Here is a 23,016-nt window from a genome sequence, read left to right on the forward strand (position 1 = left end):
TATTTGTGTTTTTGTTGATAAATTCAAAGGGGGATTTGATTTCCACCCCCCTTGAACAAATTTCTTATTCACCAAATTTTTGTTTGATTGTTTCTTTGATCAATGTTACAGCATCGTTAGCAGCTGTTTTAGCATCTTTCTTACCACTTACAGCTTCAAACAACATTGTTTTAGCTGGGTCCCAAACAGCTGACATTTGAGAGATGTTTGGCATTGGTTGAGCGTTCTTGAACTGTTTGATAACAGCTGTTGTCAACTCATCATTTTTACCTTCAGCGTATGAACGAGCTTCAGTGTTAGCTGGGATTTCATTAGTTTTATCGTAGAAGGCTTTTTGTTGTTCAGTTGAAACAAGGAAGTCTACAAATTTTTGAGCAGCTTCAAGGTTCTTAGTGCTTGATGGGATGATCCAAGCTTTACCACCACCAAATGCTGCGTAGTCTTTTCCGTTTGGAAGAGTTGGGATAGTTGCAACACCGTAGTTTACTTTAGCGTCTTTGAAGGCTTGAGCTTTCCAAGGTCCATCGATGATAGCAGCTGTTTTACCTTCTTGGAATTGAGTTTGGATTAGGTTTCCAGCTCCTTCAGTATCTTGCATACCTTTAGGCCATTTTTCATACCAAGTTTTAGCGTAGTTGATACCTGCGATAGAACCGTCGTTGGCAAGACCGATGTCTTTAGCGTCTTTACCGTTTTGTCCGAATACGTAACCGCCGTTACCAGCAAGAAGTCCGTATGCAAAGTAGAAGTTTGTCCAGTCAGCTAGGAAAGCAGAAGTTTTTCCATCTTCTCCAGCGAATGCGTATTTGCTATCTTTAGCAAGGTTTTCCAAGTCAGCAAATGTTTTTGGAGCTTCTTTTACCAAGTCTTTGTTGTAGTACATAACAAGTGACTCGATAACGGCAGGAGCACCGTAAACTTTACCGTCAGCAGCTGTTACAAGAGATTTAGTTTTATCATCTGTTTTAGCACCGTCGCTCAATTTCACTTCTGAAAGTTGTCCGTCAGTACCAAGGCTACCTACACGGTCGTATGGAGCCATCATAACGTCAGGAGCTTGACCTGATTGGTTGTCAAGAGAAAGTTTGTCAAGCCCACCCATTTGGTCACCAGATTTGATGTTAACTGTTGTTCCTGATTGTTCTTTATAAGCTTTAGCAACTGTTTCAGCATAAGCTTTGTATTGGTCCTCAACGTAAAGAGTGATTTCTTTCGCTTCAGATGAACCAGAATCAGCAGGTTTATCAGCAGTTTTGCTTCCGCAAGCTACCAAAAGCAAGCTAGCAAGTGTAACAGTTCCAAGCACCGCAGCGCTCTTCATGAATTTAGATGACATAGTGTATTCCTCCTAAAGAATAACAAGTTTTATTGATAAGGAAACGCAAACGTTTTCCTTTATGAGCTTAGTATAGCACAAATAGAAAACGGTTGCAAGTGTTTTTGTCAAAAATTTTAAAAAATTTTTAAGCTTGATTTGATAGCATGATTTTGCTTTTTAATAGAAGAAAAGTGTGAAATAGATAAGAATACAGTATTTTTAATAAAAAATAGATGGAATCTGTCTAAAGAGGGAGATCAGGAGGGGTACCTCCCTGTTTCTAATCCCTATCTATTTTCTATAGATCTTTGTGCTTTTTTGCATATAAATAAAAGTTTTCTAAAGGAGGATTTGCGCTTTGTAGACTGTCCCGTGAGAGTCAAACTTTAGGATTAGATGGTTTTAAGTTATCTTTGCTAAAATGGGTTAGTCTCCTTAAAAATAATCAAAAAAGTTTTTTAAAAACGCTTGCAATTATGCTTGAAAAGGAGTATACTTATAAGTAGCGCAAACGTTTGCGTCTGCAAAAATACGCAACGTTCCATTAATTTTAACACATGAGGTGCTATTATGAAAAAACGTCAAAGTGGTGTGTTGATGCACATCTCTTCTCTTCCAGGAGCATACGGAATCGGATCATTTGGTCAAAGTGCTTACGACTTCGTTGATTTCTTGGTTCGTACAAAACAACGTTACTGGCAAATCCTTCCATTAGGAACAACTAGTTACGGAGATTCTCCTTACCAGTCTTTCTCAGCCTTTGCAGGAAATACTCATTTTATCGACTTGGATATCTTGGTGGAGCAAGGTTTGTTGGAAGCAAGTGACCTTGAAGGAGTTGACTTTGGTAGCGATGCGTCTGAAGTTGACTATGCTAAAATCTACTATGCACGTCGTCCTCTTTTAGAAAAAGCGGTGAAACGTTTCTTTGAAGTCGGAGATGTTAAAGATTTTGAGAAGTTTGCTCAAGACAACCAATCATGGCTTGAGCTCTTTGCTGAGTATATGGCTATCAAAGAGCATTTTGAAAATCTTGCTTGGACTGAATGGCCAGATGCAGATGCTCGTGCTCGTAAAGCTTCAGCACTTGAAAGCTACCGTGAGCAATTGGCAGACAAGTTGGTTTACCACCGTGTGACTCAATACTTCTTCTTCCAACAATGGTTGAAATTGAAAGCTTACGCTAACGACAACCACATCGAAATCGTTGGGGATATGCCAATCTATGTAGCGGAAGATTCAAGCGATATGTGGGCAAATCCACATCTCTTCAAAACAGATGTCAACGGTAAGGCTACTTGCATCGCAGGATGCCCACCAGATGAGTTTTCTGCAACTGGTCAGCTTTGGGGTAACCCAATCTATGATTGGGAAGCAATGGACAAAGACGGCTACAAATGGTGGATTGAACGCTTGCGTGAAAGCTTCAAAATCTACGATATCGTTCGTATCGACCACTTCCGTGGTTTCGAATCTTACTGGGAAATCCCTGCTGGTTCCGATACAGCAGCACCTGGTGAGTGGGTGAAAGGTCCGGGCTACAAGCTTTTTGCAGCCGTTAAGGAAGAACTTGGTGAGCTAAACATCATCGCAGAAGACCTTGGCTTCATGACAGATGAAGTTATTGAGTTGCGTGAACGTACTGGCTTCCCAGGAATGAAGATTCTTCAATTTGCTTTCAATCCAGAAGACGAAAGTATCGATAGCCCACACTTGGCACCTGCTAACTCAGTTATGTACACAGGAACACACGATAACAACACGGTCCTTGGTTGGTACCGTAACGAGATTGATGATGCTACTCGTGAGTACATGGCTCGCTATACTAACCGTAAAGAATACGAAACAGTTCCACACGCTATGCTTCGTACAGTCTTTTCATCAGTTAGCTTCATGGCAATTGCAACTATGCAAGATTTGCTAGAATTGGATGAGACAGCTCGTATGAACTTCCCATCTACCCTTGGTGGAAACTGGTCTTGGCGTATGACTGAAGAACAATTGACACCAGCTGTCGAGGAAGGTTTGCTTGACTTGACAACAATCTATCGCCGAATTAATGAAAATTTGGTAGAATTAAAGAAATAATACAATATCAGGAGACATCTTAAACATGTTATCACTACAAGAATTTGTACAAAATCGTTACAATAAAACCATTGCAGAATGTAGCAATGAAGAGCTTTACCTTGCTCTTCTTAACTACAGCAAGCTTGCAAGTAGCCAAAAACCAGTTAACACTGGTAAGAAAAAAGTTTACTACATCTCAGCTGAGTTCTTGATTGGTAAACTCTTGTCAAACAACTTGATCAACCTTGGTCTTTACGACGATGTCAAAAAAGAACTTGCTGCTGCAGGTAAAGACTTGATCGAAGTTGAAGAAGTTGAATTAGAACCATCTCTTGGTAATGGTGGTTTGGGACGTTTAGCTGCCTGCTTTATCGACTCAATTGCTACTCTTGGTTTGAATGGTGACGGTGTTGGTCTTAACTACCACTTTGGTCTTTTCCAACAAGTTCTTAAAAACAACCAACAAGAAACAATTCCAAATGCATGGTTGACAGAGCAAAACTGGTTGGTTCGCTCAAGCCGTAGCTACCAAGTGCCATTTGCAGACTTTACTTTGACATCAACTCTTTATGATATTGATGTTCCTGGTTACAAGACAGAAACGAAGAACCGCTTGCGTTTGTTTGACTTGGATTCAGTTGATTCTTCTATTATTAAAGACGGTATCAGCTTTGACAAGACAGATATCGCTCGCAACTTGACTCTCTTCCTTTACCCAGATGATAGTGACCGTCAAGGTGAATTGCTCCGTATCTTCCAACAATACTTCATGGTTTCAAACGGTGCGCAATTGATCATTGACGAAGCAATCGAAAAAGGAAGCAACTTGCATGACCTTGCTGACTACGCAGTTGTACAAATCAACGATACTCACCCATCAATGGTTATCCCTGAATTGATCCGTCTTTTGACTGCACGTGGTATCGAGCTTGACGAAGCAATCTCAATCGTTCGTAGCATGACTGCCTACACTAACCACACAATTCTTGCTGAAGCTCTTGAAAAATGGCCTCTTGAATTCTTGCAAGAAGTGGTTCCTCACTTGGTACCAATCATCGAAGAATTGGATCGCCGCGTGAAAGCAGAATACAAAGATCCAGCTGTTCAAATCATCGATGAGAGCGGACGTGTTCACATGGCTCACATGGATATCCACTACGGATACAGCGTTAACGGGGTAGCAGCACTCCATACTGAAATCTTGAAGAACTCTGAGTTGAAAGCCTTCTACGACCTTTACCCAGAAAAATTCAACAACAAAACAAACGGTATCACTTTCCGTCGTTGGCTCATGCACGCTAACCCAAGCTTGTCTCACTACTTGGATGAGATTCTTGGAGACGGCTGGCACCATGAAGCTGATGAGCTTGAAAAACTCTTGTCTTATGAAGATAAAGCAGCTGTCAAAGAAAAATTGGAAAGCATCAAGGCTCACAACAAACGTAAATTGGCTCGTCACTTGAAAGAACACCAAGGTGTGGAAATCAATCCAAACTCTATCTTTGATATCCAAATCAAACGTCTTCACGAGTACAAACGCCAACAAATGAACGCCTTGTACGTGATTCACAAATACCTTGACATCAAAGCTGGTAACATTCCTGCTCGCCCAATCACAATCTTCTTTGGTGGTAAAGCAGCTCCAGCCTACACAATCGCTCAAGACATCATCCACTTGATTCTTTGCATGTCAGAAGTTATTGCTAACGATTCAGCAGTAGCTCCACACTTGCAAGTAGTTATGGTTGAAAACTACAACGTTACTGCAGCAAGCTTCCTTATCCCAGCATGTGATATCTCAGAACAAATCTCACTTGCTTCTAAAGAAGCTTCAGGTACTGGTAACATGAAATTCATGTTGAACGGAGCTTTGACTCTTGGTACTATGGACGGAGCTAACGTGGAAATCGCTGAGTTGGTTGGTGACGAAAACATCTACATCTTTGGTGAAGATTCAGAAACTGTTATCGACCTTTACGCAAAAGCAGCTTACAAATCAAGCGAATTCTACGCTCGTAAAGCTATCAAACCATTGGTTGACTTCATCGTTAGCGATGCAGTTCTTGCAGCTGGAAACAAAGAGCGCTTGGAACGTCTTTACAATGAATTGATCAACAAAGACTGGTTCATGACTCTTCTTGACTTAGAAGATTACATCAAAGTGAAAGAGCAAATGTTGGCTGACTACGAAGACCGTGACGCATGGTTGGATAAAGTTATCGTTAACATTTCTAAAGCAGGATTCTTCTCATCTGACCGTACAATCGCTCAGTATAACGAAGATATCTGGCACTTGAACTAAGATACAAGTTTATATTAATACATCTTGTAAAAAAGCGAGTTTCGATTGAAATTCGCTTTTTTGCCTCTTTATTTGAATGCTGTGGATTTGGGTCAATCTTGTCTAAAAATAGATAAATCCTAGATACAGTGAAGGTTTAGAAATGCTGGTTTTTACTGTCTTTCAGCTTCACACCTCTTGTATTCGCTTACATAAAGTATTATAATATAATTATAGGAAAGAAGGTGTTTTTATGTGGAAAAAATATTTTTCAAAATATAAATGGACGGATTTATTTTGGATTCTATTTGTTATTTTGACATGCCTCTTGGCGGGTAATGATACTCTTTTCCCCCTTACCCATCAAGAAATCTCTTATCATGGGTGTTTATTTGGAATTACACTTGCATTATATCACTTGCTATTTATTGATAAGTTTGTTATCTCGAATCGAAAATAAAGATTAGAGCTATGCTTGACTGTGTACTTTTATGATTGATTTTTGGGGGAAGATTTTGTCTCTGTTATTTATTATTTTAAATTTATTTATTTTGTACAAAATCTATTCTTTGAGGCGGGAGAAATCGAAATACTTGATTTATACGGCCTATATCATATTTGGAGTAAATGTACTATATGGTATTCAATGGCTATTAAGAGAACTGATTTCAAATATTTTCCCTTAATGTGTATGGAAACTATAACAAAACGCATAAGATTAAGGTTTTGACCACCTGTTCTTATGCGTTTTTGTAATATTGGAGATTTTCGGTAAGTTTTATACCTTTGGGAAGTATAGTTTAGAGTGCTTTCCCAACCAAAATCTCTGCTTCAATGGTAATTTCTGTCAGTTGGCTCCAGTCAATCTTAGTCTGGTCGATGTGAAAGAGGAGAGGAGTCATACTGAGCAGGGCTTGAAGCTGCTTTGTTGTGATAGTCTTAGTCAGAGAGGCAGTTTGACTAAATAGGATGGTAAAGTGTTCTTGGAAATGATTTTTGATATCTTGGTTGGAATAGTCCTTGTTTGTCAGCTGGTCTTGTACCTTCTGACGGATTTCCTTGAGGTGATTTTCAGTTGGAATAACCTTTATCAAGATACCGTCTTTGGATAAAACGCGACGAAATTCTCCATAGTTGGCAGGTGAAAAGATATCAAGCAGGATATCCATGCTAGCGTCTTTTATAGGGAGACGTGCCAAGTCGCCAACGAACCAATTGACTGCCCAGTTGGGTTCACTCTTGGCAGCGATTTGGACTGAATCTTTGGAGATGTCAAAGGCATAGAAAGTTTTGTCAGGATGCCTTTCTTGGAGCTTGCGAGAATAGAATCCTTCACCACAGCCGATATCCAAAATTGTTTTGGCATTTTTTGAGTTTGAAAGTAAATCAGAGATAGCCTCTAAGATGGCCCGATAAAAGCCGGCTTCTAGGATTTGTTGCCGGTTTTGAAAGTTTTCCTTGTCGTAGTTGACAGATTGCTTGATTTGAGGGGCTAGATTGACATAGCCAAATTTCGCCAAGTCAAAAGAATGACGGTTGCAGCACTTGAGACTAGTCTCTAGCAGAGTCAGATTTTCTTGACAGATAGGGCAGGCAAAGGCAGTCGCAGAAGCAAAACGCTGGAGTTTAGGTTTGAGATTTGTATTCATAGTTTAAGTGTATCAAAAGAGGCAAATGAAAGCAACTTTAGGATGATTTGTAATAAAATTAAATAGTAGTATAATTACTTTTCAAAGTGCCAAAATTAAATTGCTTTTATATCCAAAATGCTATATAATAATGATAAGGAGGAAATAAGTATGTTAAAAGAAGTATTAACCGTTGCAAAAGTTGCGAAAAAATCATCACTCTTTTTGGGTGGTGTCGCATTTGGTACCCTTGGTTTGAAAATCTTGGCAAGTAAGGAAGCTAAAAAAGGTTATTCTAAAGCTTTGGCTAAGGCTTACAAGTTGAAAGACGGGCTAGATGCATCTGTTTCTGTTGTGAAGCAACATGGAGACGATGTCTTGCAAGATGCCAAATATTTGTATGAGCAAGAGAAAAAAGAAGAGCAATTAGATAGCCTTATAGGAGAATAATATGTCTTTTAAAGTGCTACATAGAGGATACCAACATATCCGACTATCATCTTCTTTTTCGCTCACCTTGGATATTCAAGACTATCTTCGTTCCTTGGCGAGAGATGAAAAGGGGATTGAGTCTATCCAGTTTTACATGGATCAACAGCACTTTACTCTACGCATAAAAGAAGGCTTTTCTGTATTAGATAATGCAGAAGCCTTTTTAAAAAGAATTGATAAAGGGAAAGTTTCTGAGTTGATGACTCTTCCCATTCGTAGAGAAGAGAGTGCTTATTCTATTGTTTCAGGTGCAGCGATTAAGCGTATGATTTTTCGTAGTTTTGTGCCGTATCCTATTCGCTATATATGGACTTGTTATCAGGCTTTTGGCTATATTAGAGAAGCCTATCAAACACTAGCGCGTAAGGAACTAACGATGGAAGTCTTGGACTGTTCGGCGATTTTATTGTCCTTGTTTATGAACCAATCCAAGACGGCAAGTAATATCATGTTTATGCTTGATTTGGGGAATCATTTAGATCAGTGGTCCTTGAAAAAAACTGCAACAGATTTAGAACAGAGTCTTCTTGCAAAAGAGAGCGATGTATTCTTAGTGCAGGGCGATACGGTCGTTAGTATCAAGAGTTCCGATGTTCAAATAGGAGATGTCTTGGTCCTATCTCAAGGAAATGAAATTCTGTTTGATGGACAAGTGGTTTCAGGTTTAGGTATGGTCAACGAAAGTTCCTTGACGGGAGAGAGTTTTCCAGTTGAAAAAAGAGAGTCTGATTTGGTTTGTGCAAATACAGTATTAGAAACTGGAGAGTTACGCATTCGTGTAACCGATAATCAGATGAACAGCCGTATTTTACAACTGATTGAGTTGATGAAGAAATCTGAAGAAAACAAGAAAACGAAACAACGCTATTTCATCAAGATGGCGGACAAGGTCGTCAAATATAATTTCTTGGGGGCTGGTCTGACTTACCTATTGACAGGTTCTTTTTCTAAGGCTATTTCTTTTCTATTAGTCGATTTCTCCTGCTCTTTGAAAATCTCTACTCCTGTAGCTTATTTGACAGCTATCAAGGAGGGGTTGAATCGTGAAATGGTGATTAAGGATGGGGATGTTCTGGAGAAATATCTGGAAGTTGATACTTTCTTGTTTGATAAGACGGGAACAATCACAACTAGTTATCCTATAGTTGAAAAGGTGTTACCTTTTGGGGACTATAGTGAGGAAGATATTCTCAGAATCAGTGCCTGTCTTGAGGAACACATTTATCATCCTATTGCTAATGCCATCGTCAAGCAAGCTGAGATAGAGGGGATTGAACATGAGGAAATGCATGGGAAACTTCAATATATCGCAAGCAAGGGAATCAAATCTCATATAGATGACCAACCAGTTCTTATTGGAAATTATGTCTTGATGCAGGATGAGCAGATTCATATCAGTTCAGAACAAAATGCTTTAATTGAAGAGTACAAGAGTCACTACAATCTCTTATTCTTGGCTTATCAGAATGAATTGATTGGAATGTTCTGCATTCATACTCCTTTGAGAAAAGAAGCAAAAGCAGCCTTGGAGAAACTTAAGGCACAAGGGAAAAAATTGATTCTGGCAACAGGGGACACCTTGGTTAGGACAGAGGAATTAGTCAAAGATTTGCCCTTTGATCAGGTTTATACAGATTTGAAACCTGATGGGAAATTTGAGTTAGTAGAGGAACTGCAGAAAGCAGGTCACACTATTTTGATGGTTGGGGATGGGTTGAATGACTCAGCTGCTCTAACCCTATCAGATATCGGTGTGGTGATGAATGAGAGTGCAGATATTTCTAAGCAGATGAGTGATATCTTATTGTTAGATAATCGTTTGGATTTCTTCCAAGAGTTGGATTGGCTATCATCATCTTTGCAAACACTCATCAAGAAGAATATTCAAGATACTGTTGTCGTAAATAGTAGTTTGATTGGCTTTGGCTTATTTAATTGGCTCAGTCCTTCAAATCTCTCTATCTTACATAATCTAACAACCTTGCGCATTGTACTGCGTAGCCTGTCTATTAAAAATAGATAGATGAGAGTTATCAACAACAAAAAGGAGTTACCTTTCTCGAGGTTAACTCCTTTTTTTATAGGTAAATGTTGAACAGTTTAGTAAGTCAATACAAAGTATTTTTTCTTTCCACGACGAATAACAGTCAGTTCGTTTTCTAACTTATCTGCGTCACTCAAGACATAGTCAAGGTCTTGGATGCGATCGCCGTTGACGTAGATAGCTCCGTTTTGGACGTCTTCACGGGCTTGGCGTTTTGAGTTAACTACACCAGATGAGACGAGCAGTTCCACGATATTGTGGTTTTCGTCTGCCTGAACTTGGTAGTTTGGTACACCACGAAGTCCTTGTTTGAGCTCTTTGACAGAAAGGTTTTTGATGTTTCCTGCAAAGAGTTGTTCAGTGATGTTGAGGGCTTCTTTGTAAGCTTCTTCGCCGTGAACAAGTGTGACAACTTCACGAGCCAAGACTTTTTGAGCCAAGCGTTCGTGTGGAGCCGATTCAAATTGTTTGCGGATGTCTTCAATCTCATCAAGTGACAAGAAAGTAAAGATTTTCAAGAAGCGAACAGCGTCAGCGTCCATAACGTTCATCCAGAATTGGTACATTTCGTATGGAGAAGTCTTTTCAGGATTGAGCCAGACTGCGTTTCCTTCTGATTTACCAAATTTCTTACCAGTTGCATCGGTAATCAGTGGAACAGTGATAACGTGACCAGTTTTGTCAGCCTTACGACGAAGCAATTCAGTACCAGCTGTCATATTTCCCCACTGGTCAGAACCACCGATTTGAAGAGTGACATTATGGTCTTGGTTAAGGACGAAGAAGTCGTACCCTTGCATGATTTGGTAAGCGAACTCAGTGTAAGAAATTCCTGTTTCAATTCGTTTTTTCACAGATTCCTTGCTCATCATGTAGTTGACAGTGAAGTATTTTCCGATATCACGGAGGAAGTCAATGAAGCTGATGCTGCCAAACCAGTCGTAGTTGTTGACCATGACAGCCTTGTTTTCGCCATTTTCAAAATCAAGAAAACGAGAAAGTTGTCCTTGGATAGACTTGACCCAGCCATCTACTGTGTCTTTTGTTTGGAGACTACGTTCAGCATCTTTGAAGGACGGATCTCCGATGAGACCTGTAGCACCGCCAACGAGCGCATAAGGTTTGTGACCTGCTAGTTGCAAGCGACGACTTGTCAAGATTGCGACAAGGTGGCCTAGGTGAAGGCTGTCAGCAGTTGGATCGTAGCCAGTATAATAAGAAACTTGACCTTCTTCTAGGGCTTTACGCAAAGCTTCTTCATCAGTCGTTTGAAAAATCAAACCACGCTCTTTTAGCTCATCAAAAATGTGCATGTGTCTTTTCTCCTTTTTAAAATTATTGTTTCTACCTATTGTATCACAAACTTGGGCAATAGCCTAGCAGAATAGGGAAGAAAGTGGCTATTTTATTGAAAGTTTCCCTTTTGTGGTATAATAGATAGAGTGAGGAAATCCATGCAAAATCAATTAAATGAATTAAAACGAAAAATGCTGGAATTTTTCCAGCAAAAACAAAAACATAAAAAATCAGCTAGGCCGGCCAAGAAAGGTTCAAGTGCTGAGAAATCTAAATCCTTAGAGAAGCCAGCCATTTTTCCAGCTATTTTACTGAGTATAAAAGCCTTATTTAACTTACTCTTTGTACTCGGTTTTCTAGGAGGAATGTTGGGAGCTGGGATTGCTTTGGGGTACGGAGTGGCCTTATTTGACAAGGTACGTGTGCCTCAGACAGAAGAATTGGTGAATCAGGTCAAGGACATCTCTTCTATTTCAGAGATTACCTATGCGGACGGGACGGTGATTGCTTCCATAGAGAGTGACTTGTTGCGCACTTCTATCTCATCTGAGCAAATTTCGGAAAATCTGAAGAAGGCTATCATTGCGACGGAAGACGAACACTTTAAAGAACATAAGGGTGTAGTGCCCAAGGCGGTGATTCGTGCGACCTTGGGGAAATTTGTAGGTTTGGGTTCCTCAAGTGGGGGTTCAACCTTGACCCAGCAACTGATTAAACAGCAGGTGGTTGGGGATGCGCCGACCTTGGCTCGTAAGGCGACAGAAATTGTGGATGCTCTTGCCTTGGAACGCGCCATGAATAAGGATGAGATTTTAACGACCTATCTCAATGTGGCTCCCTTTGGCCGAAATAATAAGGGACAGAATATTGCAGGGGCTCAGCAGGCAGCTGAGGGAATTTTCGGTGTAGATGCCAGTCAGTTGACTGTTCCTCAAGCAGCATTTTTAGCAGGACTTCCACAGAGTCCCATTACTTACTCTCCTTATGAAAATACTGGGGAGTTGAAGAGTGATGAAGACCTAGAAATTGGCTTAAGACGGGCTAAGGCAGTTCTTTACAGTATGTATCGTACAGGTGCCTTAAGCAAGGACGAGTATTCTCAGTACAAGGATTATGACCTTAAACAGGACTTTTTACCATCGGGCACGGTTGCAGGAATTTCACGAGACTATTTATACTTTACAACTTTGGCGGAAGCTCAAGAACGTATGTATGACTATCTAGCTCAGAGAGACAATGTCTCCGCTAAGGAGTTGAAAAATGAGGCAACTCAGAAGTTTTATCGTGATTTGGCAGCCAAGGAGATTGAAAATGGTGGTTATAAAATTACTACTACCATAGACCAGAAAATTCATTCTGCCATGCAAAGTGCGGTTGCTGATTATGGCTATCTTTTAGACGATGGAACAGGTCGTGTAGAAGTAGGGAATGTCTTGATGGACAACCAAACAGGTGCTATTCTAGGCTTTGTAGGTGGTCGTAATTATCAAGAAAATCAAAATAATCATGCCTTTGATACCAAACGTTCGCCAGCTTCTACTACCAAGCCCTTGCTGGCCTACGGTATTGCTATTGACCAGGGCTTGATGGGAAGCGAAACGATTCTATCTAACTATCCAACAAACTTTGCCAATGGCAATCCGATTATGTATGCTAATAGCAAGGGAACAGGAATGATGACCTTGGGAGAAGCTCTGAACTATTCATGGAATATCCCTGCTTACTGGACCTATCGTATGCTCCGTGAAAAGGGTGTTGATGTCAAGGGTTATATGGAAAAGATGGGCTACGAGATTCCTGAGTACGGTATTGAGAGCCTGCCAATGGGTGGTGGTATTGAAGTCACAGTTGCCCAGCATACCAATGGCTATCAGACCCTAGCTAATAACGGAGTTTATCATCAGAAGCATGTGATTTCTAGAATTGAAGCAGCAGATGGTAGAGTAGTGTATGAATATCAGGATAAACCGGTTCAAGTCTATTCAAAAGCTACTGCGACAATTATGCAGGGCTTGTTGCGAGAAGTTCTATCCTCTCGTGTGACAACAACCTTCAAGACGAATCTGACTTCTTTAAATCCTACTCTGGCTAATGCAGATTGGATTGGGAAGACTGGTACAACCAACCAAGACGAAAATATGTGGCTCATGCTTTCGACACCTAGATTAACCCTAGGTGGCTGGATTGGGCATGATGATAATCATTCATTGTCACGTAGAGCAGGTTATTCCAATAACTCTAATTACATGGCTCATCTGGTAAATGCGATTCAGCAAGCCTCCCCAAGCATTTGGGGGAACGAGCGCTTCGCTTTAGATCCTAGTGTCGTAAAATCCGAAGTCTTGAAATCAACAGGTCAAAAACCAGGGAAGGTTTCTGTTGAAGGAAAAGAGGTAGATGTTACAGGTTCGACTGTTACCAGCTATTGGGCTAATAAGACAGGAGCGCCAACGACCAGTTATCGCTTTGCTATTGGTGGAAGTGATGCGGATTATCAGAATGCTTGGTCTAGCATTGTGGGGAGTCTACCAACTCCATCAAGCTCCAGCAGTTCAAGTAGTTCAAGTAGTAGTTCTAGCGACAGTAGTAACTCAAGTACTACACGACCTTCTTCTTCAAGGGCGAGACGATAAGTTCTATAAACTGTGCTAAATGAAGTGGCTAATCAATGGATTGCCACTTTTTTCTTTTTCCCTTTCGTGTTACAATAAAAGTATGAATCAGTATCAGAAAAAGATTGTTAAAGGGACCATTTATTCGCTTCTATCCGGCTTAATCTGGGGAATCTGTGGAATTTTAGGAGAGTATTTCTTCACCCATTACCAGGTGTCTTCGGGCTGGATTACCTCTATGCGTTTGACACTGGCAGGGAGTCTTGTGCTCATTTGGTCTGCAATACAATTAAAATCGCAAGTGTTAGATATTTGGCGAGATAAGAAAAATTACCTACCCTTTCTAGCCTATGCTATTTTGGGGATTTTTTCAGTCCAGTATTTTTTCTACCTCTGCGTAGAATACTCAAATGCAGCGACAGCGACTATTTTACAGTTTATCAGTCCTGTCTTTATCCTCTTTTACAATCGCTTGGTTTATCAAAAACGAGCGTCAAAAAGTGCTATTTTCTATGTTTTGATTGCCATGTTGGGTGTTTGCCTGATGGCGACAAAGGGCGATCTCTCTCAGTTATCCATGACACCACTAGCGCTTGTGACAGGTCTGCTGAGTGCCATGGGTGTCATGTTTAATGTTATCTTGCCCCAACCTTTTGCGAAGCGTTATGGTTTTGTACCCACGGTTGGGTGGGGGATGATTTTGGCAGGTTTGTTTAGCAATGTCATCTCGCCGGTTTATCAGCTTTCCTTTACTCCTGATATTTGGAGTATCTTGATTTGCCTTATTATCGCTTTCTTCGGGACGGCTTTTGCTTTTTTTATTTCCATGAAGGCTGTGTCCTTGGTTTCTCCCTTGGTGGTTTCCGTCATTAGTGCCAGTGAACCTCTCTCTTCTGCTTTCTTGAGTGTTTTGTTCTTAGGATTAGTAGTGGATTGGTCCCTTCTTCTAGCTATGGCCTTGATTATTTTACCTATGATATTTTTGTCTATAGAAGAAGCGAAAGAAAGTAGATAAAAAGTCTTTTCTTAATTCTAAAAGTGTGCTATACTAGAATAGTCAATAAAACACGGGGAGATAGTTGTGAAGAGTGTTTTTAGGTTGTATCGGTAGAGGCTTGCTTTTACCGACAGCACGTTTTATCTCACATCCCTAAAAATCATACCTAAAAACAAACAAAAAGGCTTCAAATTTGAGGCCTTTTTTGGTAGAATAGGTATCATTAAAATGAACTAGGAGGCACCTATGACTGCTACAAAAATGAACGCACAAGAAATTATCCAATTTATCGCCAATGCTGAAAAGAAAACCAGTGTTAAAGTAACCTTTGAAGGACAACTTGCAACTGCTGTACCAAGCTCTGTTGTCAAATTAGGGAATGTCCTATTTGGAGACTGGAAGGACGTGGCTCCGCTTCTAGATGGTTTGGTAGAAAATCAAGACTATGTTGTTGAGCAAGATGCTCGTAATTCAGCAGTTCCTTTGCTAGACAAACGTGACATCAACGCTCGTATCGAGCCAGGTGCTATTATCCGTGATCAGGTTGAAATTGGTGACAATGCTGTTATCATGATGGGAGCGGTTATCAATATCGGTGCTGAAATTGGTGCAGGAACCATGATTGATATGGGTGCTATCCTTGGTGGCCGTGCTATCGTTGGGAAAAACAGCCACGTTGGTGCAGGTGCAGTTTTGGCAGGTGTGATTGAACCAGCTAGCGCTGAACCAGTCCGTGTTGGAGACAATGTTCTTATCGGCGCTAATGCAGTGGTTATCGAAGGAGTCCAAATCGGTAGTGGTTCAGTTGTCGCAGCAGGAGCTATTGTTACCCAAGATGTCCCAGAAAACGTAGTAGTAGCAGGTGTTCCAGCTCGTATCATCAAAGAGATTGATGCCCAAACCCAACAAAAAACAGCGCTAGAGGATGCGCTTCGTACCTTATAATTGTAAAAGTAATAAAGAGGCGGAACCCTTCTTCCAGCCTCTTTCTGCTATATCGGAGGATAGATAGATGTTAGATTTGATTCAGACTAGACGAGATTTGCACCAGATTCCAGAGATTGGCTTGGAGGAGTTCAAGACTCAGGCTTATCTGCTGGATGTAATTGAAAAATTGACTGCGGGCAAGGATTTTGTCCAAGTTCGAACTTGGCGGACAGGGATTTTGGTTTATTTGCAGGGAAGTCAGCCAGAGCGTACCATTGGTTGGCGAACAGATATTGATGGTCTGCCTATCGTTGAACAAACAGGCCTTCCTTTCGCTTCCCAGCACCAAGGTCGTATGCATGCTTGTGGACATGATTTCCACATGACCATTGCCTTGGGCTGTCTTGAGCGCGCACTTGAAGAGCAACCAAAGAACAATCTGCTCTTTTTGTTTCAGCCTGCTGAAGAAAATGAAGCTGGTGGCATGCTCATGTATGAGGATGGCGCTTTTGGAGACTGGTTGCCAGACCAGTTTTATGGCCTCCATGTTCGGCCAGATTTGAAAGTCGGCCAGATTGCGACTAATACTCATACACTCTTTGCAGGAACTTGCGAGGTGAAGATTCGTTTCAAAGGTAAAGGAGGACACGCAGCCTTTCCACATGAAGCTAATGACGCCTTGGTGGCGGCTAGTTACTTTGTGACCCAAGTGCAGTCAGTTGTTAGCCGCAATGTCAACCCAATAGAGGGAGCAGTGGTGACCTTTGGTCTTTTCCAAGCCGGAACCACCAACAATGTCATCACAGATACAGCCTTTTTGCATGGAACTATTCGGGCATTGACACAGGACATGAGTCTCTTGGTGCAAAAGCGGGTCAAAACAGTTGCAGAAGGGGTTGCAGCTGCCTTTGATATGGAAGTCGAAGTCGAACTCAAGCAAGGTGGTTACCTGCCTGTTGAGAACCATCCAGCCTTGGCGCGTGAACTGATGGACTTCTTTGAAGAGAAAGAGGGAATCGAGTTGATTGATATCGAGCCTGCTATGACAGGTGAAGACTTTGGTTATCTCCTTTCAAAGGTAGATGGGGTTATGTTTTGGCTGGGTATCGATAGTCCCTACGCCCTTCATCATCCTCAGATGAGCCCTAAGGAAGAGGCACTAGCTATTGGGGTTGATGCGGTCTCTAGTTTCCTGAAAAAGAAGGCAGCAGAGTAGAGGAATTGGCTATGAAAGCAGAACTACGCAAGAAAATTTTGCAAGAAATGAAGGCTTTATCTCAAGAACAAAAACAGGCTATAGATCAAGCTTTAATAGAACGACTTTTACAACACCCCTTTTACCAAGAAGCTAAGGTCATCGCAACCTACCTTTCTTTTCCTCATGAATTTCAAACGCAGGAACTGCTTGAGCAGGCGCTGAAGGATGGCAAGAAGGTTCTGATACCCAAAACCTATCCCAAGGGGCGCATGGACTTTGTGGTCTATGATCCACAGCAGTTGGTAAAAACTTCCTTTGGATTACTGGAACCACAGGGAAATTTGGAAGTGGTGGATGCCTCTCAGATTGATTTGATTCATGTTCCGGGGCTGGCTTTTACGATGAAAGGCTATCGGATCGGCTATGGCGGAGGCTATTACGACCGCTATCTGGAACAGTTTTCTGGTCATACTTTGAGTACGGTTTATCCTTGTCAAATTCGGGACTTTAGCCCTGAAAATCATGATATTCCTGTTCAGGAGGTACTGATTGATGAAAGGAATCTTTGATAGGCGTTACCCTGTGACGAGTTTCTTTCTCTTAGTGACGACCTTGGTATTTCTACTAATGTTGGTGACCACAGGAGGAAACTTTGACAGGGCAGATACCCTATTTCGATTTGGAGCCATGTATGGGCCTGTCATTCGCCTCTTTCCCGAGCAAATTTGGCGTCTCTTCTCTGCCATTTTTGTTCATATTGGGTGGGAGCATTTCATTGTTAATATGCTTTCGCTCTATTATCTTGGTAGGCAAGTAGAGGAGATTTTCGGATCCAAGAAGTTTTTCTTTCTCTATCTCTTATCTGGAATGCTGGGCAATCTCTTTGTTTTTGTATTTAGTCCCAAATCCTTAGCAGCAGGAGCCTCGACTTCTCTTTATGGGCTATTTGCCGCGATTATCATTCTTCGCTATGCCACTCGCAACCCCTATATTCAACATCTAGGACAGTCTTATCTGACACTTTTTGTGGTTAACATTATTGGAAGTGTTCTGATTCCAGGAATCAGTCTAGCAGGCCATATCGGGGGAGCAGTTGGTGGAGCATTTCTAGCAATTATCTTTCCAGTTAGAGGAGAAAGACGGATGTATAGCGCTAGTCAGAGACTGGTAGCGTTAGTCTTGTTCGTAGGACTCGCAGTCTTACTTCTCTACAAGGGAATGGGGTTGTGACGAAGTTGAAAGAAAATTTGTATAATGAAAAAAGATAAGGCATTTTTTGAACCTTATCTTTTTATGTTATTCTTTTTCAGCTAATTCTTTTCCAAGTTGGATGAGGTAATCTTTCAAGTCATCTTTGACTTGTGGATGTTTGAGGGCGTAGTCAATAGATGTTTTCATAAAGCCAAACTTATCCCCAACGTCGTAACGAGCTCCTGTAAATTCACGGGCGAAAACACGTTGTGTTTTATTAAGGGTATCAATAGCGTCGGTAAGCTGGATTTCATTTCCAGCGCCTGGAGCTTGCTTTTCGAGAATATCAAAAATTTCTGGTGTGAGAAGATAGCGACCGATGATTGCCAAATCACTTGGAGCATCTTCGGGAGCTGGTTTTTCAACGAAAGTTTCAACGCTATAGAGTCCATTGATTCCTTCTCCTTGAGGAGCAATGACCCCATATGATGAAACGTCTTCGTGTGGTACGGGCATGACAGCAATGGTTGATGCGTGCGTCTTTTCGTAATCATTCATCAATTGTTTTGTCAAAGGAACGGCGTTCTCATCTGTGATGTCCATAAGGTCATCGCCCAGCATAACAACGAAGGGCTCATTCCCTATAAAAGCTTTGGCTTGTAGGACAGCATCTCCAAGACCATGAGGGTGAGTTTGGCGGATGAAATGAAGGCGCATGCCAGTTGCTTCATCTACTAATTTTAACAGATCTGTTTTACCTTTTTCTTTGAGGTTGTACTCAAGCTCAAAATTTGAATCAAAGTGGTCCTCAATAGAACGTTTTGACTTACCAGTGACAACCAGAATATCTTCAATACCTGATTTGAGAGCCTCTTCCACGATAAACTGGATAGTTGGTTTGTCTACAATTGGCAACATTTCTTTGGCAAGTGCCTTGGTTGCTGGTAAAAATCGAGTTCCTAGTCCAGCAGCAGGGATGACTGCCTTTCTAACTTTTGATGTCATAAGAATCCTTTCTTTAGAGGGTTAAGACCACTCATTTTCTGCTTTAAATTCATTGTTCATGATATCATAAATGGCATCTTTGATATTGGTTCCGTGGTAGATAACTTGGTAAATGGCCTGTGTAATGGGCATATAAACTCCAAGTTCTTGGGCTAGTTCATAGGCTGCTCGGGTCGTTGAAATTCCTTCAATCACCATGCCCATATTGGCTTCGATATCAGCTAGGGATTCTCCACGACCAAGGGCATCTCCAGCTCTCCAGTTACGAGAGTGGATGGAGGTTCCCGTTACGATCAAATCTCCTACACCAGACAAGCCACTATAGGTCAATGGACTGGCTCCGAGTGCTACCCCTAGGCGGGTAATTTCTGCCAAGCCTCGAGCGATGATGGCTGCCTTGGCATTGTCACCAAATCCTAAACCATGTAAAGCTCCAGCACCGACAGCGATAATGTTTTTAAGAGCACCAGCGGTTTCAACTCCAATAACATCCGTATTGGTATAAAGTCGGAAGTAGTGATTACTAAAGAGTTCTTGAACGTATTGAGCTGTTTGTAAATCTTTAGAAGCAGCAGTGATTAAAGTCAGGTCACGCACAATGGTCTCTTCCGCATGACTAGGACCTGAAACAACGACAATATCACTGCGGAGATGTTCAGGAATTTCTTCTTCAAGGATGGTTGATAATCGTTTATGGCTATCAGGTTCTAATCCCTTTGATGCGTGCATGATGATAGCCTTATGATCCAAGGTTTTTGCAACTTGTTGGGCAACAAGTCGTGTCACTTTTGTTGGGACAACAAACAAAATCGCATCCACATCTTTCAATGTTTCTGCTAAGTCAGTGTAGGCAATGATATTTTCGTCTAGGATGACATCTTTAAAGTAGTGCTTATTAGTATGGTGTGTATTAATTTCATTGATTTGCTCGGGAAGATTTCCCCAAATACGTACCTCGTGTCCATTGTCATTTAAGACTTGTGAAAGGGCAGTTCCCCAAGAACCAGGCCCCAAGACGGCGATGGTTTGTTTTTCCATGATTTCCTCCTTGATAGAGTTCTTTCTCTTATTCTATCATATTCTAGGGGATTTTGCACTTGCATTGCTGGGGTATGGTGGCTTTGTGACTTCAAAAATACACAAAAACCGAGGCTAAGTATTAAACTCTTAGTCTCGGTTTTCATATTTCTTAAAGAATGGCTAGGTTTATTTCAATTGATCTGTAATGTCTTTTGATAGCAACATTCCCAGATGATAAGTTTTATTGATGTAAGCAATGACATCATTGATATTTTCAGTCGTGTGAATTTTCTCCTTGATGTCAGCCCTAAATGTTTCATCCTTCAAAAGTTGTTCTTGGTAGAGCCTTTGCAGTCTCTCCTTCTCGTACTTATTGAGCAGAAAAAGGAACACCAAGCTAATTACAACGAGGACATAAGCATATTGGCTCATAAGAAATCTCCCTGTATGATAAAGAAGTAGTAGTGAGTAGATTAAATTAGTAAAGCGATTAGGCAAATCACCATAGTTACGACGTCATGACCTCTAAATCGATTATATTTAGGGGTCGTGACTAGTGAAGCAGTTAGCTAGTCCGCATAAAAGCGGCTAGCGTCTAACAATTGGGAACTTTAGTTCCAATTGTTAGTACTGAATCACATCTTCTCCGGTGCTTCTACTCCAAGCAAGCGAAGGGCTTCTTTGAGAACGACTGCGGTTGCGTAGCTGAGGGCTAGACGGCTGTCGCGTTCTGGACTTTCATCTAAGATGCGTGTATGTGCATAATATTTGTTGAAGGCTTGAGCCAGGCTAATTGCAAATTTAGCAATGATAGAAGGTTCAAAGTTATCTGCTGCACGGTTGATAATACGTGGAAAGTCTTGGATGAGTTTAATGATTTCCCAGCTTTCAGCATCATTTAAGCTATAGTTGCCAGCTGTTTCTGGTTTGAAATCCGCTTTGCGTAAGATAGATTGGATACGAGCGTAGGCGTATTGAACATAAGGTCCAGTTTCACCCTCGAAGGATACCATAGCTTCTAGGTCGAAATCGTATCCATTTGTACGGTCGGTCTTGAGGTCATAGAATTTAATGGCTCCAACCCCAACAGCATGTGCTACCTGATCTTTATTTTCCAATTCAGGATTTTTTGCTTCAATTTGGGCCTTGGCACGGCTAACAGCCTCTGCAACAGTAGGTTCTAGCAAGATGACATTCCCTTTACGAGTAGAGAGTTTCTTCCCTTCTTTTGTAACCAAACCAAAAGGAACGTGAGTAATGTCTTCACTCCAGTCGTAGCCCATCTCTTTCAAGACAGCTTTGAGCTGTTTAAAGTGGGCAGATTGCTCTTGACCAACGACGTAGATAGATTTAGCAAATTGGTATTCGTTTTTACGGTAAAGGGCTGCAGCCAAGTCACGTGTGATGTAGAGAGTTGCACCATCAGATTTCTTGATGAGGGCTGGATGTTCAATTCCATATTTCTCAAGATTGACAACTTGGGCCCCTTCTGATTCAACAAGAAGTCCTTTTTCAGAAAGAATGTCTACAACTGCATCCATCTTATCATTGTAGAAGGCTTCTCCGTTATAGCTGTCAAATTCAACTTGCAATTCATTGTAAAGGCGGTTAAATTCCACCAAACTTTCATCACGGAACCATTGCCAAAGTGCGAGAGCTTCCTCGTCTCCATTTTCAAGTTTACGGAACCATTCGCGTGCTTCTTCATCCAAGCTAGGGTCATTTTCAGCTTCAGCATTGATGCGGACATAGAGTTTAAGAAGTTCATCAATTGGATGAGCTTTTACAGCTTCTTCGTCGCCCCATTTTTTGTAGGCAACAATCAACATCCCAAACTGTTTACCCCAGTCTCCCAAATGGTTGACCTTGACCGTTTGATAACCGATTTTTTGGAAAATATGTGACAAGCTATCTCCGATAACAGTTGAGCGCAGGTGACCAATAGAGAATGGTTTAGCGATATTGGGACTAGACATATCAATCACAACATTTTCTTGTTTGCCAATATGTTGGTCAGCATAGTGTTCTTTTTCAGTGATAACCGCTTGCAATACTTGAGCAGAAATGGCAGATTTATCAAGGAAAAAGTTAACGTAAGGTCCTGTTGCAACAACCTTTTCAAAGGCTTGGCTGTTAATTTTTTCAGCCAGTTCAGCCGCAATCATTTGAGGTGCTTTACGTTCGACTTTTGCAAGAGAAAAAGCAGGGAAAGCAATGTCTCCCATTTCTGAGTTTTTAGGGGTTTCCAGTAAATTTAAAATAGCCTCTTGGTCCAGGCTATCAATGATGCTAGCCAATTCGCTAGCAATCAATTCTTTTGTATTCATTAAGAGCTCCTTTTTGGACTTTTCTACTATTTTATCACAATTTTAAAGAAAGAAGAAAAAATTTTTGAAATCTCCTATTTTTTTGGTATAATATAGTTATAAAAATAGTTATAAATATTCACATAAGAGGATTTTATGAGAAAAAGAGATCGTCATCAGTTAATAAAAAAAATGATTACTGAGGAGAAATTAAGTACACAAAAAGAAATTCAAGATCGGTTGGAGGCGCACAATGTTTTTGTGACGCAGACAACCCTGTCTCGTGATTTGCGCGAAATCGGCTTGACCAAGGTTAAGAAAAATGATATGGTGTATTATGTACTAGCAAATGAGACAGAAAAGATTGATTTGGTGGAATTTTTGTCTCATCATTTAGAAGGTGTTGCAAGAGCAGAGTTTACCTTGGTGCTTCATACCAAACTGGGAGAAGCCTCTGTTTTGGCAAATATTGTAGATGCAAACAAGGATGAATGGATTTTAGGAACAGTTGCTGGTGCCAATACCTTATTGGTCATTTGTCGAGACCAGCACGTTGCCAAACTCATGGAAGATCGTTTGCTAGATTTGATGAAAGATAAGTAAGGTCTTGGGAGTTGCTCTCAAGACTTAT

The 23,016-nt window shown here is 41.0% G+C and carries 19 protein-coding genes; 12 read left to right on the forward strand and 7 right to left on the reverse strand.

The genetic code is table 11. The annotated features are described in order from the left end of the window. Positions 1 to 64: 64 nt before the first annotated feature. A complete protein-coding gene (locus HW098_RS10015) occupies positions 65 to 1,336 on the reverse strand; it encodes an extracellular solute-binding protein (RefSeq protein ID WP_176139999.1) in 1,272 nt (423 codons plus the stop codon). A gap of 552 nt (positions 1,337 to 1,888) precedes the next feature. Here HW098_RS10015 and malQ point away from each other — a divergent pair. The 3 genes from malQ to HW098_RS10665 all read left to right on the forward strand — a co-directional run bounded on the left by malQ (position 1,889) and on the right by HW098_RS10665 (position 6,129). Next, complete coding sequence (gene malQ / locus HW098_RS10020; RefSeq protein ID WP_112445447.1) at positions 1,889 to 3,406, forward strand: 4-alpha-glucanotransferase; 1,518 nt, start codon at positions 1,889 to 1,891, stop codon at positions 3,404 to 3,406. A gap of 25 nt (positions 3,407 to 3,431) precedes the next feature. Beyond that, complete coding sequence (glgP, locus tag HW098_RS10025) at positions 3,432 to 5,690, forward strand: glycogen/starch/alpha-glucan family phosphorylase (protein ID WP_176140000.1); 2,259 nt, start codon at positions 3,432 to 3,434, stop codon at positions 5,688 to 5,690. A 232-nt stretch (positions 5,691 to 5,922) separates the two neighbouring features. Next, positions 5,923 to 6,129 carry a hypothetical protein gene (locus HW098_RS10665; RefSeq protein WP_000265675.1) on the forward strand — a complete coding sequence of 69 codons (207 nt, stop codon included), beginning with the start codon at positions 5,923 to 5,925 and terminating at the stop codon, positions 6,127 to 6,129. 340 nt (positions 6,130 to 6,469) lie between these two features. Here the strand turns inward: HW098_RS10665 and HW098_RS10030 are convergent, their stop codons facing one another. After that, positions 6,470 to 7,318, reverse strand: a complete 849-nt coding sequence (locus HW098_RS10030) for a methyltransferase domain-containing protein (RefSeq protein WP_176140001.1) — start codon at positions 7,316 to 7,318, stop codon at positions 6,470 to 6,472. A 150-nt stretch (positions 7,319 to 7,468) separates the two neighbouring features. Here HW098_RS10030 and HW098_RS10035 point away from each other — a divergent pair, with 150 nt between their 5' ends. Both HW098_RS10035 and HW098_RS10040 read left to right on the forward strand, forming a co-directional pair. Next, on the forward strand, positions 7,469 to 7,747 hold the full coding sequence (locus HW098_RS10035) for a DUF6110 family protein (RefSeq protein WP_000910910.1): 279 nt from the start codon (positions 7,469 to 7,471) through the stop codon (positions 7,745 to 7,747). Position 7,748: 1 nt separating this feature from the next. Beyond that, on the forward strand, positions 7,749 to 9,812 hold the full coding sequence (locus tag HW098_RS10040) for a heavy metal translocating P-type ATPase (RefSeq protein WP_050116739.1): 2,064 nt from the start codon (positions 7,749 to 7,751) through the stop codon (positions 9,810 to 9,812). Positions 9,813 to 9,889: 77 nt separating this feature from the next. On the opposite strand, the gene tyrS is transcribed toward HW098_RS10040, so the two are convergent. Then, on the reverse strand, positions 9,890 to 11,146 hold the full coding sequence (tyrS, locus tag HW098_RS10045; RefSeq protein ID WP_050116740.1) for a tyrosine--tRNA ligase: 1,257 nt from the start codon (positions 11,144 to 11,146) through the stop codon (positions 9,890 to 9,892). 141 nt (positions 11,147 to 11,287) lie between these two features. Here tyrS and pbp1b point away from each other — a divergent pair, with 141 nt between their 5' ends. The 6 genes from pbp1b to HW098_RS10075 all read left to right on the forward strand — a co-directional run bounded on the left by pbp1b (position 11,288) and on the right by HW098_RS10075 (position 18,093). Next, complete coding sequence (pbp1b, locus tag HW098_RS10050; RefSeq protein WP_176140002.1) at positions 11,288 to 13,762, forward strand: penicillin-binding protein PBP1B; 2,475 nt, start codon at positions 11,288 to 11,290, stop codon at positions 13,760 to 13,762. Between the two features lie 82 nt (positions 13,763 to 13,844). Next, complete coding sequence (locus tag HW098_RS10055; protein WP_176140003.1) at positions 13,845 to 14,756, forward strand: DMT family transporter; 912 nt, start codon at positions 13,845 to 13,847, stop codon at positions 14,754 to 14,756. Between the two features lie 228 nt (positions 14,757 to 14,984). After that, positions 14,985 to 15,683, forward strand: coding sequence for a 2,3,4,5-tetrahydropyridine-2,6-dicarboxylate N-acetyltransferase (gene dapD / locus HW098_RS10060; RefSeq protein ID WP_049552476.1), 699 nt, complete (start codon positions 14,985 to 14,987; stop codon positions 15,681 to 15,683). A 67-nt stretch (positions 15,684 to 15,750) separates the two neighbouring features. After that, a complete protein-coding gene (locus HW098_RS10065; protein ID WP_176140004.1) occupies positions 15,751 to 16,881 on the forward strand; it encodes an N-acetyldiaminopimelate deacetylase in 1,131 nt (376 codons plus the stop codon). Between the two features lie 11 nt (positions 16,882 to 16,892). After that, a complete protein-coding gene (locus tag HW098_RS10070; protein ID WP_176140005.1) occupies positions 16,893 to 17,432 on the forward strand; it encodes a 5-formyltetrahydrofolate cyclo-ligase in 540 nt (179 codons plus the stop codon). Further along, the gene (locus tag HW098_RS10075; protein ID WP_176140006.1) at positions 17,416 to 18,093 is read left to right on the forward strand and encodes a rhomboid family intramembrane serine protease; all 678 of its coding nucleotides are present in this window, start codon (positions 17,416 to 17,418) and stop codon (positions 18,091 to 18,093) included. The genes HW098_RS10070 and HW098_RS10075 overlap by 17 nt, the downstream gene beginning before the upstream one ends. A 66-nt stretch (positions 18,094 to 18,159) precedes the next feature. Here HW098_RS10075 and galU read toward each other — a convergent pair whose 3' ends face one another. From galU to argS, 4 genes are all read right to left on the reverse strand, one after another. Further along, complete coding sequence (gene galU / locus HW098_RS10080) at positions 18,160 to 19,059, reverse strand: UTP--glucose-1-phosphate uridylyltransferase GalU (protein ID WP_176140007.1); 900 nt, start codon at positions 19,057 to 19,059, stop codon at positions 18,160 to 18,162. 21 nt (positions 19,060 to 19,080) lie between these two features. After that, entirely contained in the window at positions 19,081 to 20,097 is a 1,017-nt protein-coding gene (locus tag HW098_RS10085; RefSeq protein ID WP_055387749.1) for an NAD(P)H-dependent glycerol-3-phosphate dehydrogenase, read from the reverse strand. 168 nt (positions 20,098 to 20,265) lie between these two features. Further along, entirely contained in the window at positions 20,266 to 20,511 is a 246-nt protein-coding gene (locus tag HW098_RS10090) for a hypothetical protein (protein ID WP_023943963.1), read from the reverse strand. 203 nt (positions 20,512 to 20,714) lie between these two features. Beyond that, positions 20,715 to 22,406 carry an arginine--tRNA ligase gene (gene argS, locus HW098_RS10095; RefSeq protein WP_176140008.1) on the reverse strand — a complete coding sequence of 564 codons (1,692 nt, stop codon included), beginning with the start codon at positions 22,404 to 22,406 and terminating at the stop codon, positions 20,715 to 20,717. A 135-nt stretch (positions 22,407 to 22,541) separates the two neighbouring features. Between argS and argR the strand changes: the two genes are divergently transcribed. Then, entirely contained in the window at positions 22,542 to 22,988 is a 447-nt protein-coding gene (gene argR, locus HW098_RS10100) for an arginine repressor (RefSeq protein ID WP_001231476.1), read from the forward strand. Positions 22,989 to 23,016 lie beyond the last annotated feature (28 nt).

The organism is Streptococcus sp. 1453, assembly GCF_013276955.1.
In the GTDB taxonomy this organism is placed as follows: Bacteria; Bacillota; Bacilli; order Lactobacillales; family Streptococcaceae; genus Streptococcus.

Excerpts from the sequence above, each read along its gene's own strand:
- HW098_RS10015 (WP_176139999.1), bottom strand. The coding sequence starts at position 1,336 with ATGTCATCTAAATTCATGAAGAGCGCTGCGGTGCTTGGAACTGTTACA.
- malQ (WP_112445447.1), top strand. The coding sequence starts at position 1,889 with ATGAAAAAACGTCAAAGTGGTGTGTTGATGCACATCTCTTCTCTTCCA.
- glgP (WP_176140000.1), top strand. The coding sequence starts at position 3,432 with ATGTTATCACTACAAGAATTTGTACAAAATCGTTACAATAAAACCATT.
- HW098_RS10665 (WP_000265675.1), top strand. The coding sequence starts at position 5,923 with ATGTGGAAAAAATATTTTTCAAAATATAAATGGACGGATTTATTTTGG.
- HW098_RS10030 (WP_176140001.1), bottom strand. The coding sequence starts at position 7,318 with ATGAATACAAATCTCAAACCTAAACTCCAGCGTTTTGCTTCTGCGACT.
- HW098_RS10035 (WP_000910910.1), top strand. The coding sequence starts at position 7,469 with ATGTTAAAAGAAGTATTAACCGTTGCAAAAGTTGCGAAAAAATCATCA.
- HW098_RS10040 (WP_050116739.1), top strand. The coding sequence starts at position 7,749 with ATGTCTTTTAAAGTGCTACATAGAGGATACCAACATATCCGACTATCA.
- tyrS (WP_050116740.1), bottom strand. The coding sequence starts at position 11,146 with ATGCACATTTTTGATGAGCTAAAAGAGCGTGGTTTGATTTTTCAAACG.
- pbp1b (WP_176140002.1), top strand. The coding sequence starts at position 11,288 with ATGCAAAATCAATTAAATGAATTAAAACGAAAAATGCTGGAATTTTTC.
- HW098_RS10055 (WP_176140003.1), top strand. The coding sequence starts at position 13,845 with ATGAATCAGTATCAGAAAAAGATTGTTAAAGGGACCATTTATTCGCTT.
- dapD (WP_049552476.1), top strand. The coding sequence starts at position 14,985 with ATGACTGCTACAAAAATGAACGCACAAGAAATTATCCAATTTATCGCC.
- HW098_RS10065 (WP_176140004.1), top strand. The coding sequence starts at position 15,751 with ATGTTAGATTTGATTCAGACTAGACGAGATTTGCACCAGATTCCAGAG.
- HW098_RS10070 (WP_176140005.1), top strand. The coding sequence starts at position 16,893 with ATGAAAGCAGAACTACGCAAGAAAATTTTGCAAGAAATGAAGGCTTTA.
- HW098_RS10075 (WP_176140006.1), top strand. The coding sequence starts at position 17,416 with ATGAAAGGAATCTTTGATAGGCGTTACCCTGTGACGAGTTTCTTTCTC.
- galU (WP_176140007.1), bottom strand. The coding sequence starts at position 19,059 with ATGACATCAAAAGTTAGAAAGGCAGTCATCCCTGCTGCTGGACTAGGA.
- HW098_RS10085 (WP_055387749.1), bottom strand. The coding sequence starts at position 20,097 with ATGGAAAAACAAACCATCGCCGTCTTGGGGCCTGGTTCTTGGGGAACT.
- HW098_RS10090 (WP_023943963.1), bottom strand. The coding sequence starts at position 20,511 with ATGAGCCAATATGCTTATGTCCTCGTTGTAATTAGCTTGGTGTTCCTT.
- argS (WP_176140008.1), bottom strand. The coding sequence starts at position 22,406 with ATGAATACAAAAGAATTGATTGCTAGCGAATTGGCTAGCATCATTGAT.
- argR (WP_001231476.1), top strand. The coding sequence starts at position 22,542 with ATGAGAAAAAGAGATCGTCATCAGTTAATAAAAAAAATGATTACTGAG.